Origin of the sequence: Pseudomonas syringae, from assembly GCF_021606685.1 — a bacterium.
Lineage (GTDB): Bacteria > Pseudomonadota > Gammaproteobacteria > Pseudomonadales > Pseudomonadaceae > Aquipseudomonas > Aquipseudomonas syringae_R.
This window is the reverse complement of the sequence record NZ_WKCB01000002.1, coordinates 1-16,061: the sequence shown is the minus strand read 5'-3', so window position 1 is coordinate 16,061 and position 16,061 is coordinate 1. Positions and strand designations below refer to the sequence as shown.

General features: G+C 62.5%; 11 protein-coding genes and 1 rRNA gene. 3 read left to right on the top strand and 9 right to left on the bottom strand.

Features of this window, described 5'->3' with window-relative positions; translation table 11 throughout:
* Positions 1–84 precede the first annotated feature (84 nt).
* The gene (locus GIW02_RS00905; protein WP_236412017.1) at positions 85–1,032 is read left to right on the top strand and encodes a LysR family transcriptional regulator; all 948 of its coding nucleotides are present in this window, start codon (positions 85–87) and stop codon (positions 1,030–1,032) included.
* A 24-nt stretch (positions 1,033–1,056) separates the two neighbouring features.
* On the opposite strand, the gene uraH is transcribed toward GIW02_RS00905, so the two are convergent.
* Together uraH and GIW02_RS00895 are read right to left on the bottom strand one after the other, a co-directional pair.
* Complete coding sequence (gene uraH / locus GIW02_RS00900) at positions 1,057–1,467, bottom strand: hydroxyisourate hydrolase (RefSeq protein WP_236412018.1); 411 nt, start codon at positions 1,465–1,467, stop codon at positions 1,057–1,059.
* 27 nt (positions 1,468–1,494) lie between these two features.
* Positions 1,495–1,998, bottom strand: a complete 504-nt coding sequence (locus GIW02_RS00895; RefSeq protein WP_236412019.1) for a heme-binding protein — start codon at positions 1,996–1,998, stop codon at positions 1,495–1,497.
* A gap of 146 nt (positions 1,999–2,144) precedes the next feature.
* Here GIW02_RS00895 and GIW02_RS00890 point away from each other — a divergent pair, with 146 nt between their 5' ends.
* The gene (locus tag GIW02_RS00890; RefSeq protein WP_236412020.1) at positions 2,145–2,816 is read left to right on the top strand and encodes a heavy metal response regulator transcription factor; all 672 of its coding nucleotides are present in this window, start codon (positions 2,145–2,147) and stop codon (positions 2,814–2,816) included.
* Positions 2,813–4,198 carry a heavy metal sensor histidine kinase gene (locus tag GIW02_RS00885; protein ID WP_236412021.1) on the top strand — a complete coding sequence of 462 codons (1,386 nt, stop codon included), beginning with the start codon at positions 2,813–2,815 and terminating at the stop codon, positions 4,196–4,198. The genes GIW02_RS00890 and GIW02_RS00885 overlap by 4 nt, the downstream gene beginning before the upstream one ends.
* Before the next feature lie 11 nt (positions 4,199–4,209).
* On the opposite strand, the gene GIW02_RS00880 is transcribed toward GIW02_RS00885, so the two are convergent.
* From GIW02_RS00880 to rrf, 7 genes are all read right to left on the bottom strand, one after another.
* On the bottom strand, positions 4,210–4,701 hold the full coding sequence (locus GIW02_RS00880; protein WP_236412027.1) for an OmpA family protein: 492 nt from the start codon (positions 4,699–4,701) through the stop codon (positions 4,210–4,212).
* 4 nt (positions 4,702–4,705) lie between these two features.
* Positions 4,706–5,968, bottom strand: coding sequence for a diguanylate cyclase domain-containing protein (locus GIW02_RS00875; RefSeq protein WP_236412031.1), 1,263 nt, complete (start codon positions 5,966–5,968; stop codon positions 4,706–4,708).
* Complete coding sequence (locus GIW02_RS00870; protein WP_236412033.1) at positions 5,965–6,531, bottom strand: YfiR family protein; 567 nt, start codon at positions 6,529–6,531, stop codon at positions 5,965–5,967. The genes GIW02_RS00875 and GIW02_RS00870 overlap by 4 nt, the downstream gene beginning before the upstream one ends.
* Before the next feature lie 13 nt (positions 6,532–6,544).
* Positions 6,545–8,650, bottom strand: coding sequence for an exodeoxyribonuclease V subunit alpha (gene recD / locus GIW02_RS00865; protein ID WP_236412034.1), 2,106 nt, complete (start codon positions 8,648–8,650; stop codon positions 6,545–6,547).
* Positions 8,647–12,321, bottom strand: a complete 3,675-nt coding sequence (gene recB / locus GIW02_RS00860) for an exodeoxyribonuclease V subunit beta (protein ID WP_236412035.1) — start codon at positions 12,319–12,321, stop codon at positions 8,647–8,649. Before recB ends, recD begins: the two co-directional genes overlap by 4 nt.
* On the bottom strand, positions 12,318–15,770 hold the full coding sequence (recC, locus tag GIW02_RS00855) for an exodeoxyribonuclease V subunit gamma (RefSeq protein ID WP_236412036.1): 3,453 nt from the start codon (positions 15,768–15,770) through the stop codon (positions 12,318–12,320). Before recC ends, recB begins: the two co-directional genes overlap by 4 nt.
* A 211-nt stretch (positions 15,771–15,981) precedes the next feature.
* Positions 15,982–16,061, bottom strand: a 5S ribosomal RNA gene (rrf, locus tag GIW02_RS27140); the annotation flags it as partial.

Sequence of the window (16,061 nt, the reverse complement as noted above, 5' to 3'; positions counted from 1 at the left end):
CCTTGGGAAATGAGGCGTTCGGACTGTTTTTGGAGTATAGATGTGCAAACTTCTAATAAGAACGCACATAAAAGCCGGTCCAATATGCAAAAAAACATCACGTCGCTGGGCTCCCTGAACTGGGATGACCTCAAGTTTTTCCTCGAAGTGGCCCGCACGCGCAAGGCCAGCGTGGCCGCCAAGCGCCTCGCGGTGGACTACACCACCGTGTCGCGGCGCATCAGTTCACTGGAAGTGTCACTCGGCACGCTGTTGTTCGAAAAATCCCGGACCAACGGTTTTGTGCTCACCACCGAAGGCCAGCGTTTGCTGGGCTACGCCGAGTCCATCGAAAGCACGCTGCACATGGCCTGCGAACAGGTGTCCGGCTCCGGCGTGGCGTTGTCGGGCCATGTACGCATGGGCTGCACCGAAGGGTTTGGCAGTTTTTTTGTTACGCCGCAGTTGAGCCATTTCGTCGACACCTACCCGGCGATCTCGGTGGATATCCTGCCCCTGCCCCACTTCATCAGCCTGTCCAAGCGCGAAGCCGACATCGTTATCGCCCTGGAGCGCCCGGAACACGGGCCCTACGTGTGCTGCAAACTGTGCGACTACACATTGCAACTGTACGCGACCCAGGAATACCTCGACCAGCACCCGCCGATCCGCAAACCAGCGGATTTGGCCGAGCATCCGTTTATCAGCTATGTGGATGACCTGGCGTTCAGCTCCGAGCTGCTTTACCTCGCCAATGTAGTACCCGGCGCCAGCGCCAGCCTGCGCAGTACCAGCGTGATCGCGCAGTACGTGGCGGCGCAGCAGGGGCGGTCGATGGCGATATTGCCGTGCTTTTTGGCGGCGCAGGACCCGCGGTTGTTGCCGGTGCTGGGGGAGCAGATTGTGCTGACGCGGCAGTTCTGGATGTACTGCCGGGAGGATTTGCGCAAGCTCAAGCGGATTACCTTGCTGTGGGACTACATCAGGCAAACCGCTGAGCTGAACCGCGCATTATTGCTGGGCGAAACGTCGACCATGCTGTTTGCAGACTAACTAAGTGTCCACACGGCAGACCGATTAATTCCCACGGTAAGTGGAAAAGCCATAAGGGCTGAGCAGCAACGGGATGTGATAGTGCGCGACCGTACCGTCCACTTCGAAAATTACCGGTACTTCGGGAAAGAAGCTGGCGATCTTGTGGGTCTTGAACCATTCCCCGGTTTTGAACGTGACGCGGTAAATGCCTTTCTCCAAGGGCTTACCCTCCGGGTAGAACGCCGGGATACGACCTTGCTCGTTGGTCGATGCCGTGTTGAGCAAGTCCCAGTTCTGGCCATTGTTTTTTTCCAGGGTCACGCGCACGTCCGGGGAAGGCAGCCCATCCTGCAGATTCAGCACATGTACGCTCAAGGGGTTTGCCGCAGCCAATGCCAGCGAGGACATAACGCTCAATACGGCGCCAGCGAAAAGCAATTTCAATCGTTTCATGATCGTCTCTTTAGTGTGGGTAGCTAATTAGTGAGTGCCAGGTAAAACTTTTGAAACAGCCGCCAGTGCGCAGCCTTCATCGAATGCAGCGCCGCCGGCGCCAGCAACACCCAACGCGCCGATAACCTCGCCCTCAACCAGCAACGGCACGCCGCCGCCGAGCAGCAATAGCTCGTGCAGCGTGTTGAGGTTTTCGGTATCTGGTGTGCTGCGAGCCCGCTCGGCCAAGAGCCGGGTGGGCGTCTTGGTGGACAGTGCGGTATAGGCTTTGCGCTGCGCAGCCAGCGTGTTATGCGGGCCGACATTGTCGTCGCGCTGCACAGCTACCAGGTTGCCGCCACGGTCGACTACCGCCACCACGGCTGTGCGGCCCTGTGCATGGCACGCGGCCAAGGACGCACTCGCCAAATGATTAGCCAACGCCAGCGTGACGTCCTTGCGCTGCGCAACCTGAGTGTCGGTTGCCGCCACTGCCAACGTAGAGCCCATGGCCACTGTGAGCAGCAATGAAATTGATCCGGTGATACGCATGCCTTTCCCCATGGTTGAACGTGCCGAAAAATCGCCAGGCATAGTGTTCCACTCACTCCGTCAGGTTGATTGCGCGCGGATTACCGATTTGTAATGTGCAAACGCGGTCTATCGGCCTAGCCTATAGCCCTGCCCTGGAGGAAAAGATGCGCGTCCTTGTCGTCGAAGATGAAGCGAAAACTGCCGACTATTTGCACAAAGCCTTGAGTGAGTCCGGCTATGCCGTGGACGTGGCCTTGAACGGTCTGGATGGCCAGCATCTGGTGCAGGAGAGTGAGTACGACCTGATCATTCTTGACGTGATGCTGCCAGGTCTGGACGGCTGGCAATTGCTGCAGATCATCCGGCGCAAGTGGCAAACCCCGGTGTTGTTCCTCACCGCGCGCGACGCCATCGACGATCGGGTCAAGGGCCTGGAACTGGGGGCCGATGATTATCTGGTCAAGCCCTTTTCCTACGCCGAGCTGCTGGCGCGCGTGCGCACCTTGCTGCGCCGCGGCCCACCGCGCGAGGTTGAGCAGTTTCTGGTGGCGGATCTGAGCCTGGATCTGTTGCGGCGCAAGGTCACACGTAATGGCCAACGTCTGACACTGACCAACAAGGAATTTGCGCTGCTGCACCTGTTACTCAACCGCGAGGGGGAAGTGCTATCACGCGCGCTGATTGCTTCCCAGGTCTGGCAGATGAACTTCGACAGCGACACCAATGTGGTCGATGTTGCCATCCGCCGGTTGCGGGCAAAGGTCGACGACCCTTACCCGGTCAAGCTGATTCATACCGTTCGCGGCATTGGCTACCTGCTTGAGGTGCCCTCTTGAAGTGCCTGCCGCGCGCCCTGAGCCTGCGCCTGGCCGTGATGTTCGCCCTCGTCAGCATGGTGCTGATGGGCTCCATCGGGTTTTATCTGTATCAATCGCTGGAGCGTGAAATAGCCTGGCGCGATGACCAGGCACTGCTCGGACGCCTGGAGCGCCTGCAAGGGTTAATCAATGACAGCGACAGCATAAAAACCCTGCGCGAGCGGCCCAAGCTCTACGAAAACATGCTGGGCAATCGTGACAATTTGCTGTGGATTGTCGACGACGCGGGTCGGGCGTTGATCGAAATCAACCCCGCACAGGTGCGCATGCCCACCCTGGCGGCTGCGCCTACGGCTCAACTCGCTGACGGTGACTACGCGCAACCCGTGCGAATCGCCTGGGTGGATATCGTCAACGGCGACCGCCACCTGACCCTGATTGCAGCCAAGTTGCTGAGCGAGCGCGAGCAGATGCTGGGCGCTTACCGGCTCAAGCTGTGGTTCGCGTTATCCATCGGCGCCCTGCTGGCATTTGTGCTCGGCGGCTGGGTCAGCCAGCGCGGTTTGCGCCCGGTGCGGCAACTGGCAAAGCGTGCGGCGCAAATTGATGTTCAACATTTGCATGTGCGGCTGGATGACTTCAATGAGCTGAGCGAACTGCAAGTGCTCAGTAGGGCCCTCAATCAGATGTTGGCGCGGCTTGAGGAAGGGTTTGCCCAACTCTCGCGTTTCTCCGAAGACCTCGCCCATGAGATGCGTACGCCGTTGAGCAACCTGATGGGCCTTACCCAGCACACGCTGAGGCATGGCCGCACGGTGGATGAATATCAGAACCTGCTGGTCTCCAATCAGGAAGAGTATGAGCGGCTCGCGCGGATGATCGACAGCATGTTGTTTCTCGCGCGCACCGAGCAGTCGCATATCTCGATCACCCCTGAGCGGCTCGATCTGCCCGAACTCTGCGCGCAACTGTGCGAGTATTTCGAAGGGGTGGCGCAGGAGCGCGACCTACAACTGATTGACCACACCCAGGGTGAGTTGGTGGCTGACCCGATCCTGGTACGTCGCGCAATGGCCAACCTGCTGGCCAACGCGCTGCGCCATGCGACGCCCGGTACGGCCGTCACCATCAGCAGCGAGTTACGCGAAGACTGGCTTGAACTCAGCGTGCACAACAGCGGCGACCCAATCGCACCAGAGCATCTACCGCGATTGTTCGAGCGCTTCTACCGGTGTGATCCATCGCGCAATCAACCGGGCGATTCCGGCGGCCTGGGCTTGGCCATCGTTCGCTCGATCATGCAAATGCACAACGGTCGCGTAAGCGTTGATAGCAATCAAACAGGCACACGCTTTTGCCTGGCGTTCCCCCTGTCGCAGGCGATCACGCCGGGCAGTTAAGCCAACACCGATCAGTCCGCAATCACCACAATCGACACCCGCCGATTCTCGGTGCGCCCCGCCGCCGTGTCATTGGATGCCACCGGCTGGCTACTGCCCAGCCCACGCAGTTGGATGTTTTCTTCCTTCATACCCACGACGGTCAGCACCGTGGCCACGCTTTTGGCGCGGCGCAGGGACAGTTGCTGATTGTAGGTTTCCTTGCCCGAGGCGTCGGTGTGGCCGTCGACGCGCACGCGCTCGATGCCCACGCCGAGCAGGGCCTTGCCAATGCGCTGGACGATCTCGGTGCTGGGCTGGTTGAGGGTTTCGACGTCGCTGCCGAACAGCACTTTGCCGGACAGGCCAAACGCCCAGCCGTCATCGGTCAGCTCAAAACCTTGTTGCTGGAGTACCGCCACTTGCGCCGGGGTCAGGCCCTTGGGTGGGGCCGTCTGGCAGCCGCCGAGGGCCAGGCAGGCCAGCAGCACGGTGAACAACATAAAACGCACGGTCGAGAACAAGGGATCAACTCCTGTGTTGAACATTGACGACGGGGCTCTCCACCTCCGCCGTTTGCTGGCCGCCCTGGGACAGGCGCTTGGCCTGGTACATCGCTGCGTCGGCGGCATTGAGCAAGGTGCCGGGTGTGGCGCCATGGTCGGGGTAAAGGGCGATGCCAATACTCAGGGAGGTCAGCACCTGGGTATTGCCGGGCACGGGGATCGGCAGGTCCATGCTGGCGATGATCTTGTCGGCGATGCGCTGCGCGTCCTCGACCTTGTGCAACGGCGCCAGCAGGATGGCGAACTCATCGCCGCCCAGGCGCGCCACCAGGTCATCCTCGCGCAGTTGCGCCCGCACACGCTCGGCGACGGCGACCAGCACGGCATCGCCGGCGGCATGACCAAAGCTGTCATTGATCTCTTTGAAGCGGTCGCTGTCGAGGTACAGCACCGCCACCTGTTCCTTGGCTTTGGCAGCGCTGCGCAGGGCGCGAATCAGGCGACCTTCAAAGAACGCGCGGTTGGGCAAACCGGTGAGGCTGTCATGGTTGGCCTGGTGCGCGAGGCTTTCGTTTTCGCTTTGCAGGTGGCTTTGCCAGGCCTCCATTTCGCCGAGCAACGCATTGAAGTCGCTGCCCAGGCTGTCGAGTTCGGCGATCCGTGCCGGTGGCACGCGGCGGTCGAAATCACGCTCGCTGCGGGCCGCGTGGGCGACGGCGGCGAGGCTTTGCAGCGGGCCGGTAATGCCGCGCAGTAGGCGCCGCGCCAGGTGCAGGGCCACCCAGGCGCTGAGGGCGGTGCAGATCAGAATCCCGGCCAGCCCGCTGAGCAAAAAGCGCAAGAGGCTGCCACCGTGACCGGTGAGATGAATGCTGCCGATGGTGCGCCCTTGATGCTGGATCGGCTGACTGATGGGCTGCTCGAGCAGGGTGTGCGCGAGTTCCAGTTCAAGCCGTGACAGCATGCCGGTTTCCGGACGTATCCATTGCGCCAGCAGCTTGCCGTTGGCATCGAACACCTCAGCCTGAGCCACCTCTTCGGTGGAGGCGATCAGGCTGAGGGCTTCGGTGGCGGCCGCGCGGTCGTTGAACACCACCGCGGCTTCGACGGTGTAGTTGATGGAGCGCGCGATGAGGTGCAGGTTGTGCTCGGCATACACACGCAGCGCCAAGACGCCGAGCAGGGTCAGGGACACGCTGGCCAGGGTCACCGCCACCAGCGCCAGGATCAGGTGCCCACGGCCGATGACCGCGCGCAGGCTCGGTCGCACGGTATCGACCTTCATGACGCGGTCGCCCGACGACGCGACAGTTGCAGCACACTCGGGTGAATACGCACGCCGCTGCGCGCCACGGAGTCGAGGTTGACCTCGAACGACACCTGCTCATCGCCCACCCGCAGGCAGAACAGGCTGCCGACAGTGCACTGGTCGCCGCCTTCGCTGATGCTCAGCACCGGATGGCCGATCAACGAGGCAAACAGACGGTTGCGTTCATCGCTGGTGAGCTTGCCGATGTACACGGCGTCACACGCATTGACGATATCGGGATGGTCGGCCAGCAAGCGCTGCACCACCACCGGACGGCCGGTGGCCTGGGTGGTGCCTTTGACCAGGTCGTCGGTGTATTGGGTCGGCCCGACGATGCACAGGCGCAGTTGCGCAGGCTCTACCGGCCAACGCGCATAACTGAGGATGCCCAGCACTACCTGGGTCACCGCCTGGGCGCGGGAGTCAGCAGGGCTGGGGGCCTGGGCAAAAACGCGGGGCGTGAGCAGGCACAGAACCGCCAGCAGCAGCAGGTGTCTCCAGCTCAAACTACGCTCTGTGGACGAGACAGCCACGTTCATGCAGCGATTTCTCTCAGATGTTTTCAGGGTGATGCCGCAACGATAGCACAGCGTCGGATATTTCTGACGTCTCACCCAACTCCAGCATCAACCCGCTCAAGCGCTTGACCTTGCGTCGCACCGCCTCTTCAAACACACCGCCACGCGGCTCGATCAGGCTGAACCAGCGTTTGGCCCGGGTAATGCCGGTGTAGATCAGCTCTTTGGTCAGCACCGGGTTAAGCGCGTCCGGCAGGATCAGTGCGGTGTGGGTAAACTCCGAGCCCTGGGACTTGTGCACGGTCATGGCGTACACGGTTTCCACATCATTCAGGCGGCTAGGCAGTACAAATCGCACGCCACCCTGGCCATCGTTACGTGGGAAGGCAACCCGCAGCACCTGGGGACCGCCATCGCTTTCCGGCAGCTTGAGGGCGATGCCGATATCGCCGTTCATCAAGCCCAGGCCGTAATCGTTGCGGGTCATCAGCACCGGCCGGCCTTCGTACCATTGCTCGTCGCCCTCGATCAAGCGCACTTTGCGCAACGCGGCGGTGATGCGCAGGTTGAGCCCTTCCACGCCCCAGGGGCCCTTGCGCACGGCGCAGAGCAACTGGAAGGCGTCGAAGGCTTGCAGCAGTTGTTGTGCCCAATCGGTCCAGGCCGGGTCTTCACGCGGGGTGTCCAGAGGCGGACGCGCAGCCTGCAGCAGGTCCAGGTAATAGCGATAACCCTGGGCGCCCTCGCCCTGCCCGTCCAACACCAGGCGTTCCAGGGCGTGGTCGTGTTCGCCCTTGAGACTCACGCAGAACAGGTCGCCATGCGTGCCGGCAGCCAGCAATGCGCGCGCTTCTTCAGCGTTTTGCTGGTTGACCCAACGCGCCAACTGGCCAATGCCGCTGCCTTCGCCGAAACGTCGCGAGTAACGCAGCATCACCACTTGCTGGGCCAGCGGGTGGCTGCCGTCGAGATCTTCCTGCAGGCCGCTGGCGCTGAGGTCTTCGCCGCTGACGGCTTGCAACCATTGGCGCGTCTGGGCGCTGTACCAGCCGGCTTCGGCGTCGCGGCACAAATCGCCCAGGACGGCGCCTGCTTCCACAGACGCCAACTGGTCCTTGTCGCCCAGCAGCACCAGGCGCGCATGGGGCGGCAAGGCGTCCAGCAGGTTGGCCATCATCTCCAGGTCGATCATCGAGGCTTCATCCACCACCAACACATCCAGCGGCAATGGGTTGCCCAAGTGGTGGCGGAAATGCCGGGTGCCTGGTCGACTGCCCAGCAGGCGGTGCACCGTGGTGACCTGGGTCGGGATTTTGTCCTTCACGCTTTGCGGCACTTGCAGCGACAGCACTTGCTGGCTGATCGATTCGGTGAGGCGCGCGGCGGCTTTACCGGTGGGCGCGGCCAAACGGATACGCAACGGCGTGCCGGCTTCCACGGCGGGCGCCTGCAACAGTGCGAGCAGGCGTACCACGGTGGTGGTCTTGCCGGTGCCGGGGCCGCCGGTGACGATGCTGAACGCCCCACGGGTGGCCAAGGCGCAGGCGAGCTTTTGCCAGTCGATCACACCATCGGGTGGCGCTTGATCGAACAGACTGTTCAGGCGTTGCGGCAAGTCGGCGGCGAGACTTTCCTGGGTCGCCAGGCGCAGGCGCAAGGCCGTGTCGATACGCCGTTCATAGGTCCAGTAGCGGCGCAAATACAGGCGTTTGCCGGCCAGTACCAATGGGCGGCTTTGCGCGGCTTCACTGCCATCGACGGCCAGGGCGACCAGACGGCTGGCGGCCAGGGCATGGCACCAGTGCGCGCCGTCCAAGCCGTCGAGCAGTTGCGAGGGCAGCAGCATGGCGCCGGTTTGCAGGTCGCCTTCGGGCGGCAAGGACAGGGCGAAGTCCGGCGCTTTGAGGGTTTCGAACAGGTCGAGGCACACATGGCCGTGGCCCAGCTGGTGGCTGGTGAGGGCCGCCGCCAGCAGCACCAAAGGGTCGGCCTGTGGGTCGAGTTCATGCAGGAAGCCGACGAAGGCTTTGTCCAGGGCGCGCAGCCAGCCACGCTCGACCCAACGCTCGAGCAATTGCAGCAGGTCGGCGGCGTGGCTCAGGGGCGCCAGTTCCTCAAGCGGTAACGGCGACAGGCTCATAACAGCACTCCTTGTTCCCAGGCGGGCTCGACTTTGGGCGGGATGGGTTTGCCCTGAAACAACAGGTCCAAGCCTTCGATCAGCTCGCGGGGCGGCCGAGTGAAATACGCGCCCTGGCTGGCGGCCTGGGTGCCGCGCAGAAATAGGTACAGCGCGCCGCCGATGTGGCGCTCGTAGTCGTAGTCCGGCAGGCGGGCCTTGAGCTGGCGGTGCAAAGCCAGCAGGTAAAGCACGTATTGCAGGTCGTACCGATGCTCGAGGATCGACTGTTCCATGGCTTCATGGGTGTAGGCCGAATCGTCAGGGCCGAGCCAGTTGGATTTGTAATCGGCCACGTAGTAGCGCCCATCGTGTTCGAACGTCAGGTCGATAAACCCTTTGAACATGCCGTTGAGCAACACCGCTTCGGCGGCCACGCGGGCCACACCGTTGTGGGTGTACTGGCACACCAGCTTGTCGAGGGCGAGCACGTCGACTTTGTGGCTGGCGAACCAGAATTCCATTTCGATCTGGTACTGCTGCAGGTCGCTGAGGGCAACCCGGTCGTTATCCACAGGCAGCGGCGTTTGCAACAGATGGCCAAGCCAGCCGCTGAGGGTAACGATCCAACCTTCCCAGTTACGCCGATTACAGCGTGCACCCACGGCTTTCTCGATGGCCTCGGGGGTGACGTTGAACCCTTCTTCCCCGGCCCATTCCAGCAGGCCATGGAGGAAGGTCCCAGGGTTAGGCCCCCGTGGGAAACGGTGAATATCGCCGCCGGACGCCGCTACCTCACGCGGTGCGTCGGGGTCCAGGCGCTCGTCATCGAACAGCTTCTGCGCTTGTGGGCTTTCTGGCGCCTCGAGGTTGGCGGCGCTCATGCTTTCGCCAATGCGCAGGGCGCTGTAGGACGCAATCCACCAATTTTCGGCGGCCTTGCGCTTGGGCAGCAACGGCGCGAGCAAGCTGGCCTGGTTGCGCGGCGGGTGGAAAACGCTGGCTTGGGCGTCGGGCACGTGGGCGTAGTGGATGGCGGCGCAGCCTGCCTGCAGATCCAGCAGCCAGCGCGCCAGGCCGGCGGATTCGCCCAGCGCCGCACCGGCGCCGAGCAGATAACCCAGCGCCGACAGGTGCAAGACGGAGCTGCTGCTGTTGCCGCGCTTGAGGTCGGCGATACCGAGCCAACACGCATGTTTGGCGCGGGTCAGGGCGACATAGAACAAGCGCAGGTCTTCGGCCAGGCGCTCATCGTCGGCCTGGGCGATCAATTCGGCGGTCGGGCGCAGGCTCACCTGGGATTTGCCCTGCTCGTCGTGGTAATGCAGCGGCAACCGGCTGCCGTCCACCGGCTTGGCCGAGCAGATAAACGGCAGGAACACCAGGTCGTATTCCAGGCCCTTGGATTTGTGGATGGTCACCACCTTGACCAGTTGCTCGTCACTTTCCAGACGCAGGATCTGTTCTTCACCGGCCTGCCCCGACAGCGCCAGGTGTTCAGCCAGATGGCGAATCAACGCCTGTTCGCCGTCCAGTTCCGAGGCGGCCTGTTGCAGCAGTTCGCTGAGGTGCAAAAGGTTGGTCAGGACACGTTCGCCATCGCTGCGGGCGATCAGGGTTTGCGGCAGTTTGAAATCGTGCAGCAGGCGCCGCAGCATTGGGAGCACGCCTTGGGTGCGCCAGATCGCCCGGTAGCCACGGAACTGCATGACGCGGGTTTCCCACGCCAGTTCGTCCTGGTTCAGACGTTCCAGTTCCGGCAACGAGAGGTTCAAGGTGACGCAGGCCAAGGCGGCACGCAGCGGGCGTTCGACGTCCGGCTCGGCGCAGGCTTTGAGCCAGGCCAGCAGGTCGTGGGCCTCCTGGGCGGCGAACACCGAGTCTTTATCTGACAGGTACACGCTGCGCACGCCACGGGCGGCCAACTCGGCACGCACCGCTTGAGCTTCCTTGCCGTCGCGCACCAGGATGGCGATGTCTGACGGAAGTACGCCTTTGAAGCTACCGTCGGCGTGTAGGAAACCGGCGCTGCCTTGCTGCCCGCCGTTGAGCAATTCAACAATTTGCGTGGCGCAGGCGCCAGCCAGTTGCTGGCGATACACCGCGTTGGAAATCGGCTGATCGGTAGCCAGGTGCCAGAGGTTCATGGCCGGCAGCGTCTGGCCGTCGACCTGCAATTGCTCCTTGCGCCCCTGGGACAGTACCGAGTGGAACGGCACGGGGTTGTCGCCATCCGGCTCGCGGAACAGGAACGCGCCACGGCCGGTTTCGGCACGCTGGAACACATGGTTCACCGCCTCGACCATCGCATGGCTGGAGCGGAAGTTGGTGCCCAAGGTGTGGTGGCGGCCGGTGGTGGACTGGCGGGCGCGCAGGTAGGTGTAGATGTCAGCGCCACGGAAGGCATAGATCGCCTGCTTGGGGTCGCCGATCAGGAACAGCCCACTGTCGAGGTGGTTTTCTTCGATGCGGTAAATGCTGTCGAAGATGCTGTATTGCACCGGGTCGGTGTCCTGGAATTCGTCGATCAGGGCTACCGGGAACTGCTCGCGGATCACACTGGCCAGGCGTTCGCCGCCGTCGCTTTGCAGGGCGGCGTTGAGGCGGATGAGCATGTCGTCAAAGCCCATCTCGGCGCGGCGACGTTTTTCTTCCTCAAAGCGTTTACCCACCCAACCGGCGGCGTGTTGCAGCACGGCGGCGTCGGGGGTGGGCAACGCATCGAGGGCGGCCTTGAGACCGGCCATCGCATCGATGCCGGGGTGCTGCGGCGGCTCGCCCTTCCAGGCTTCGGCGATGCCGTCGGGGGTGAGGCGCGTGAAGCCGGTGCCGATGTCGAGTTGTTCGAGGGTGTCGTCAGCCGCCCAGGCGCTGATCTTTTCAAACCAGGGCTCGAAGTAACGCGCTTGCATCTTGCGGCCATCGACAGCTTTGGCGGCCACGGCTTGCAGGCAGATGTCACGCAGCTCGGCGGCCCATTGCTGCCAGGGCGCCTTGAGTTGCACCAGCGCTTCACGGCGTTCCTGCAAGCAGGCATTGATCAGCTCGGCGGGCTCGCGAGCCTCGTCGGTGGGCCGTTCGCTGCCGAACAGTGCGCGTACACGGGGCATCAATGCGGCGGGGCCGCCCCAGTTGCTGCGTACCCAGTTGAGTGCGTCGTCGTGCATCGGGTAGCAAAACAGCCGCCAGTAATCGCGCAGCACTTCGCCGAGCAAGTCGCTGTGGTCGGTCTCCAGGGTCTGAGTGAACAGGCTGCCGCTGTCGAACGCGTGTTCGCGCAGCATGCGCTGGCACCAACTGTGGATCGTCGAGACGGCGGCTTCGTCCATCCACTGTGCGGCGATGTCCAGGCGATTGGCGCAGGCGGGCCACTGCTCGGCGAGGTATTCGTCGCGCAGGTCGGCAATCAGGGCATCCGGTTGAGCGATTTCGTCGCGGAAAAATCGCGCCGCTTCGGCCAGGCGGATGCGGATACGTTCGCGCAGTTCCTTGGTGGCGGCGTCCGTGAACGTCACCACGAGGATCTGCGGCGGCAGCAGTTCGCGGCCAAAGCCGGAGTCGTCACCACCGTGGCCAAGCACCAGGCGCAGGTACAGCGCAGAAATGGTAAAGGTCTTGCCGGTGCCCGCGCTGGCTTCAATCAGCTGGCTGCCTTTTAGCGGGAAGGCCAGGGCCAAAGGTTTGCTGCTCATGCGCCGGCCTCCGCACTGGTAAGCGATCGCCATGGGGCGTTGATCAGGGGGCGATACAGGGTTTCGCACCAGCCCTCGAATTCTTCACTGTCGACCAGCGCCGCGAAGTCGGGGAACTGTCGGGTCAACGCCGGGGTTTCGCGGCGTTCGCCGTCGGTGGTCAGGCCGTCGCCTTCATAGGCTTTGCGCGCGGCAGCGATGGCCTTGGCGGGGTCGGTTTGGCCAAGCCAGGCAAACGCGGTTTTGACCGCCACCGGAAGGGGTTTTCGCATGCCGCTGTGCCAGGCCAGCAACAGGTTGCCGAGCAGCTCCTGGGCGGCGACACGGTCCAGCGGGGCCAGTAACAAGGTGTCGTCACTGGCCACCAAACCGGTGCTCAACGGCAAACCACTGGCGCAGGCGACCACGTGGTTGACCCACGGGCGAATCAGGCGATGCCACTTGCGTGTCTTGATCGAGCCGATGCTGTTGGGAATGGTAGTCACGCTAAGCAGGCCGCCATCACTGCGGCGGTGCAGGCCGCTGATCCAGCCTTCCAACTCAAGACCATGATGCTCAAAACTGATCGGTTCAGCCGTGGTGTGCGGGGTTGGCCAGAGGGCCAGCAGCTGTTGGTAACGCTGCAGCAAGTCCGGCAAGGGCTCGATCAGCTCGCTACGCAGGCACTCGCCGAAACCAACCATGGGCAGCAGGCCGCTGCCTTGCAAGCGCAGGGCCTGTGCATTCAAGGCCTGGTCGAGGTGATCGGGCTGGCTCAGCGCAGCGCTCAGCAGACTATCGCTCAGGCTGTAGCGTTGCAGCGCGTCGAGGACGAAAGGTTCTTCATCGGCCAACGGCACTTGGGCAGCCTCAAAGAACACTTTCAGACGCTGACTGAAGAAATGTTTGACGGGGTTGCGTAGGAAGTCCTGCAACTGGCCGAGACTCAGGGGTTCATCCTGTTGGTGCTGCGTCAGCTCGGGTTGCTCCGAACTGGCATCCTGTGTTTCGTGCAGCAATTGCCATTCACGGGCATAGCTGAACAATGGATCGCCCTCGTGGAAATACCGGGCACTGAACGGCTGAAGCGGGTGTTCCTGAGTCATGGCTTCGATCAACGGTTCGGTACTTTTTGCCTGCTGCCAGCCGCTGGCAATGTGGTCGCGCAACTGGCCGATCAGCACAGAGGCCGGGCGCTCGCTGTTGTCGCGGATGCTGCGGCCGACCCAACTGATATAGAGCTGGTCGCGGGCGGACAGCAGCGCCTCAAGCAACAGGTAGCGGTCGTCTTCGCGGCGCGAGCGGTCACCGGGGCGGTAGTCGCTGCCCATCAGGTCGAAGTCCAGTGGCGGTTGGGCACGCGGGTAGTCGCCGTCATTCATGCCGAGCAGGCAGACCAGCTTGAACGGGATCGCACGCATCGGCATCAGGGTGCAAAAATTGACAGCCCCGGCGAGGAAGCGTTGAGACAGTCGCCCTTGGTCCAAACCGGCTAGCCAGGCTTCACGGACTACGGTGAGGGGTAACTCATCTTGTAGGCCGACGGACTCGCAGGTTTCCAGCCAATCCTCTCTGAGCTGTTCGAGTTGGCCCAGCAGGTAGTCATCGTGTTCGCTGCTGGGCAGGAAGAATAGCTGCATCAGGCGTTGCAGGCGCTCGCCCCATTCTTGCGGAGCAGCGGGTTGAGACAGCGCCTGATGCGCGTCATTCAGGGCGTCGAGCAAGGCGACCAAGGGGCCGATCAGCGCAGCGTCGAGGCCACCGATTTCATCGTAGGGCTCGATGCCGTCGCAGGCCAAGCCGGTGCCGACGGCGTACCCCAGCAGCATTCGGCGCAGGCCAAATCGCCAGCTGTTCTGTTCCAACGCCTTGGGCAGACCCAGACCCGCGCGTTGCTCGGCATCCAGGCCCCAACGGATGCCGGCGCCTTCGATCCAGCGGTGCAGCGTGGGCAGGTCGCGCTCCTTGATGGCGAAACGTTCGCGCAAAGCGGGGACGTCGAGCAGGTCGAGGATCTCGCTGACCGGGAAACGGCTGTCCGGCAATTTAAGCAGGTGCTCGACGGCAATCAGCAGAGGGTCGCGGCCACGTTGACCTTGGTCGGTAAGCGTAAAGGGGATAAAGCGCGGATCACTTCTATCCAACTGGCCGAACACCGCGCGGATGTGCGGCGCGTAGCTGTCGACATCGGGCACCATGACGATAATGTCGCGCGGGCGCAGCGTGGGGTCGGCACTGAAGCGTTGGAGCAACTGGTCGTGGAGGATTTCCACTTCGCGCTGAGCGCTGTGGGCAATATGAAAACGGATGGAGCTGTCGTGATCGAGATCGACGCTGGGCCAACGTTCGCGCGTTTCGTTGAGCGGGCGCAGTTCGAGGATATCGTCCTGAAGCTGGTTGAGCAGGGTCGTGGGCTCACTCTCGCTGAACAGGTCGATGCGCCCATCACGGAATGCGGCGCGGTAGCTGGTGGGGTCGTCGTAGCTGTCCAGCAGGCTGATGTAGTCGCGCCCTTGCTTACCCCAGGCGGCCAGCAATGGGTGGGCGTGCTGGTGCAGCGTGTTGGGGTCGAGTGTCACTGGCATGCCGGCCTTGCGCGCCTGGCGTTTGTATTCGTTACGCAGCAGGTCTTTGTCGGCGACGATGTCGGACCAATGGTGGCGACAGGGGTTGTGCACGCACAGCAGCACTTGGCTGAAGCGCGCCAGACCAGCAAGGGCTTCGAGTGCTTGTGCGGGCAGTGAAGAAATCCCGAAAACGATCACTCGGGAAGGCAATCCCGGGGGCGCTTGCTCAAGGGTGTTGATGCGTTCAATAAAACGCTGGTGCACGCCGGCACGGCTTTGAGCCATGCCCTCTTCACCTACATCCAAGAGCAGCGCGCGCCATAGTTCTGCCTGCCAGCAGTTGGCCGGGTTCAGGGCTTTGGTTTCACCTCGACCGTTGCGCAACTGGTGGCGGCCTGCGGCCCAGTCTTCCAGCCAGTCGGCGCGATAGACCTGGTATTGGTCGAACAGGTCGGCCAAGCGTTCCGCCAGTTGGTAGCGTTTGCGCAGGTCGGTGTCGTGGGTCAGGAAGCGCTGCAGGGGCTCGAAGTGCGGTTGATCGATAAGCTCCGGGAGCAGGCGCATCAGGCGCCAGGTCAGGGGGGCTTTATCAAGCAGGGACTTGGGAGGGATTTGGTCACGACCCAAAACCATGCGGTAGAGCTGCCACATGAAACTGCCGGGTAGCTGCACATCGATGGCTGCGGCGATTCCGCAGCCACCCATATCGTCTTCTTCCGGGTCTTCGGCCAAGGCCAGCTTGAGCCATTGGGCGATGCCGTTGCTTTGCACCAGGGCGATTTCGTTTTCCAGAGGGGCCAAAGGATAGCGACGCATCCAGCTGACTACGAGGCTGCGCAATTCGTCCAGGCGGTTACCGTGAACCACCATGAATCCAGCGCTGAGGGACGTCGCATCCGGCATAACGGCTTCCTTGGGAAAAGCAAAATCGAGGGAGCGACTTTAGCATTGAAGGCGGTATTGGCATGCAGTGTAAGGGGAGATTTTGGGGGATTGCGGCGTGCCAGGTGGGATGCGTTGTCGTTAACGCTCATCGCGAGCAAGCTCAGCGCCTACAAGAGCACCAAAAACAAAACCCCTGTTTGCGTTAGCAAACAGGGGTTCTGGAATTTAATCTTGACGATGACCTACTCTCACATGGGGAAACCCCACACTACCATCGGCGATGCATCGTTTCACTGCTGAGTTCGGGAT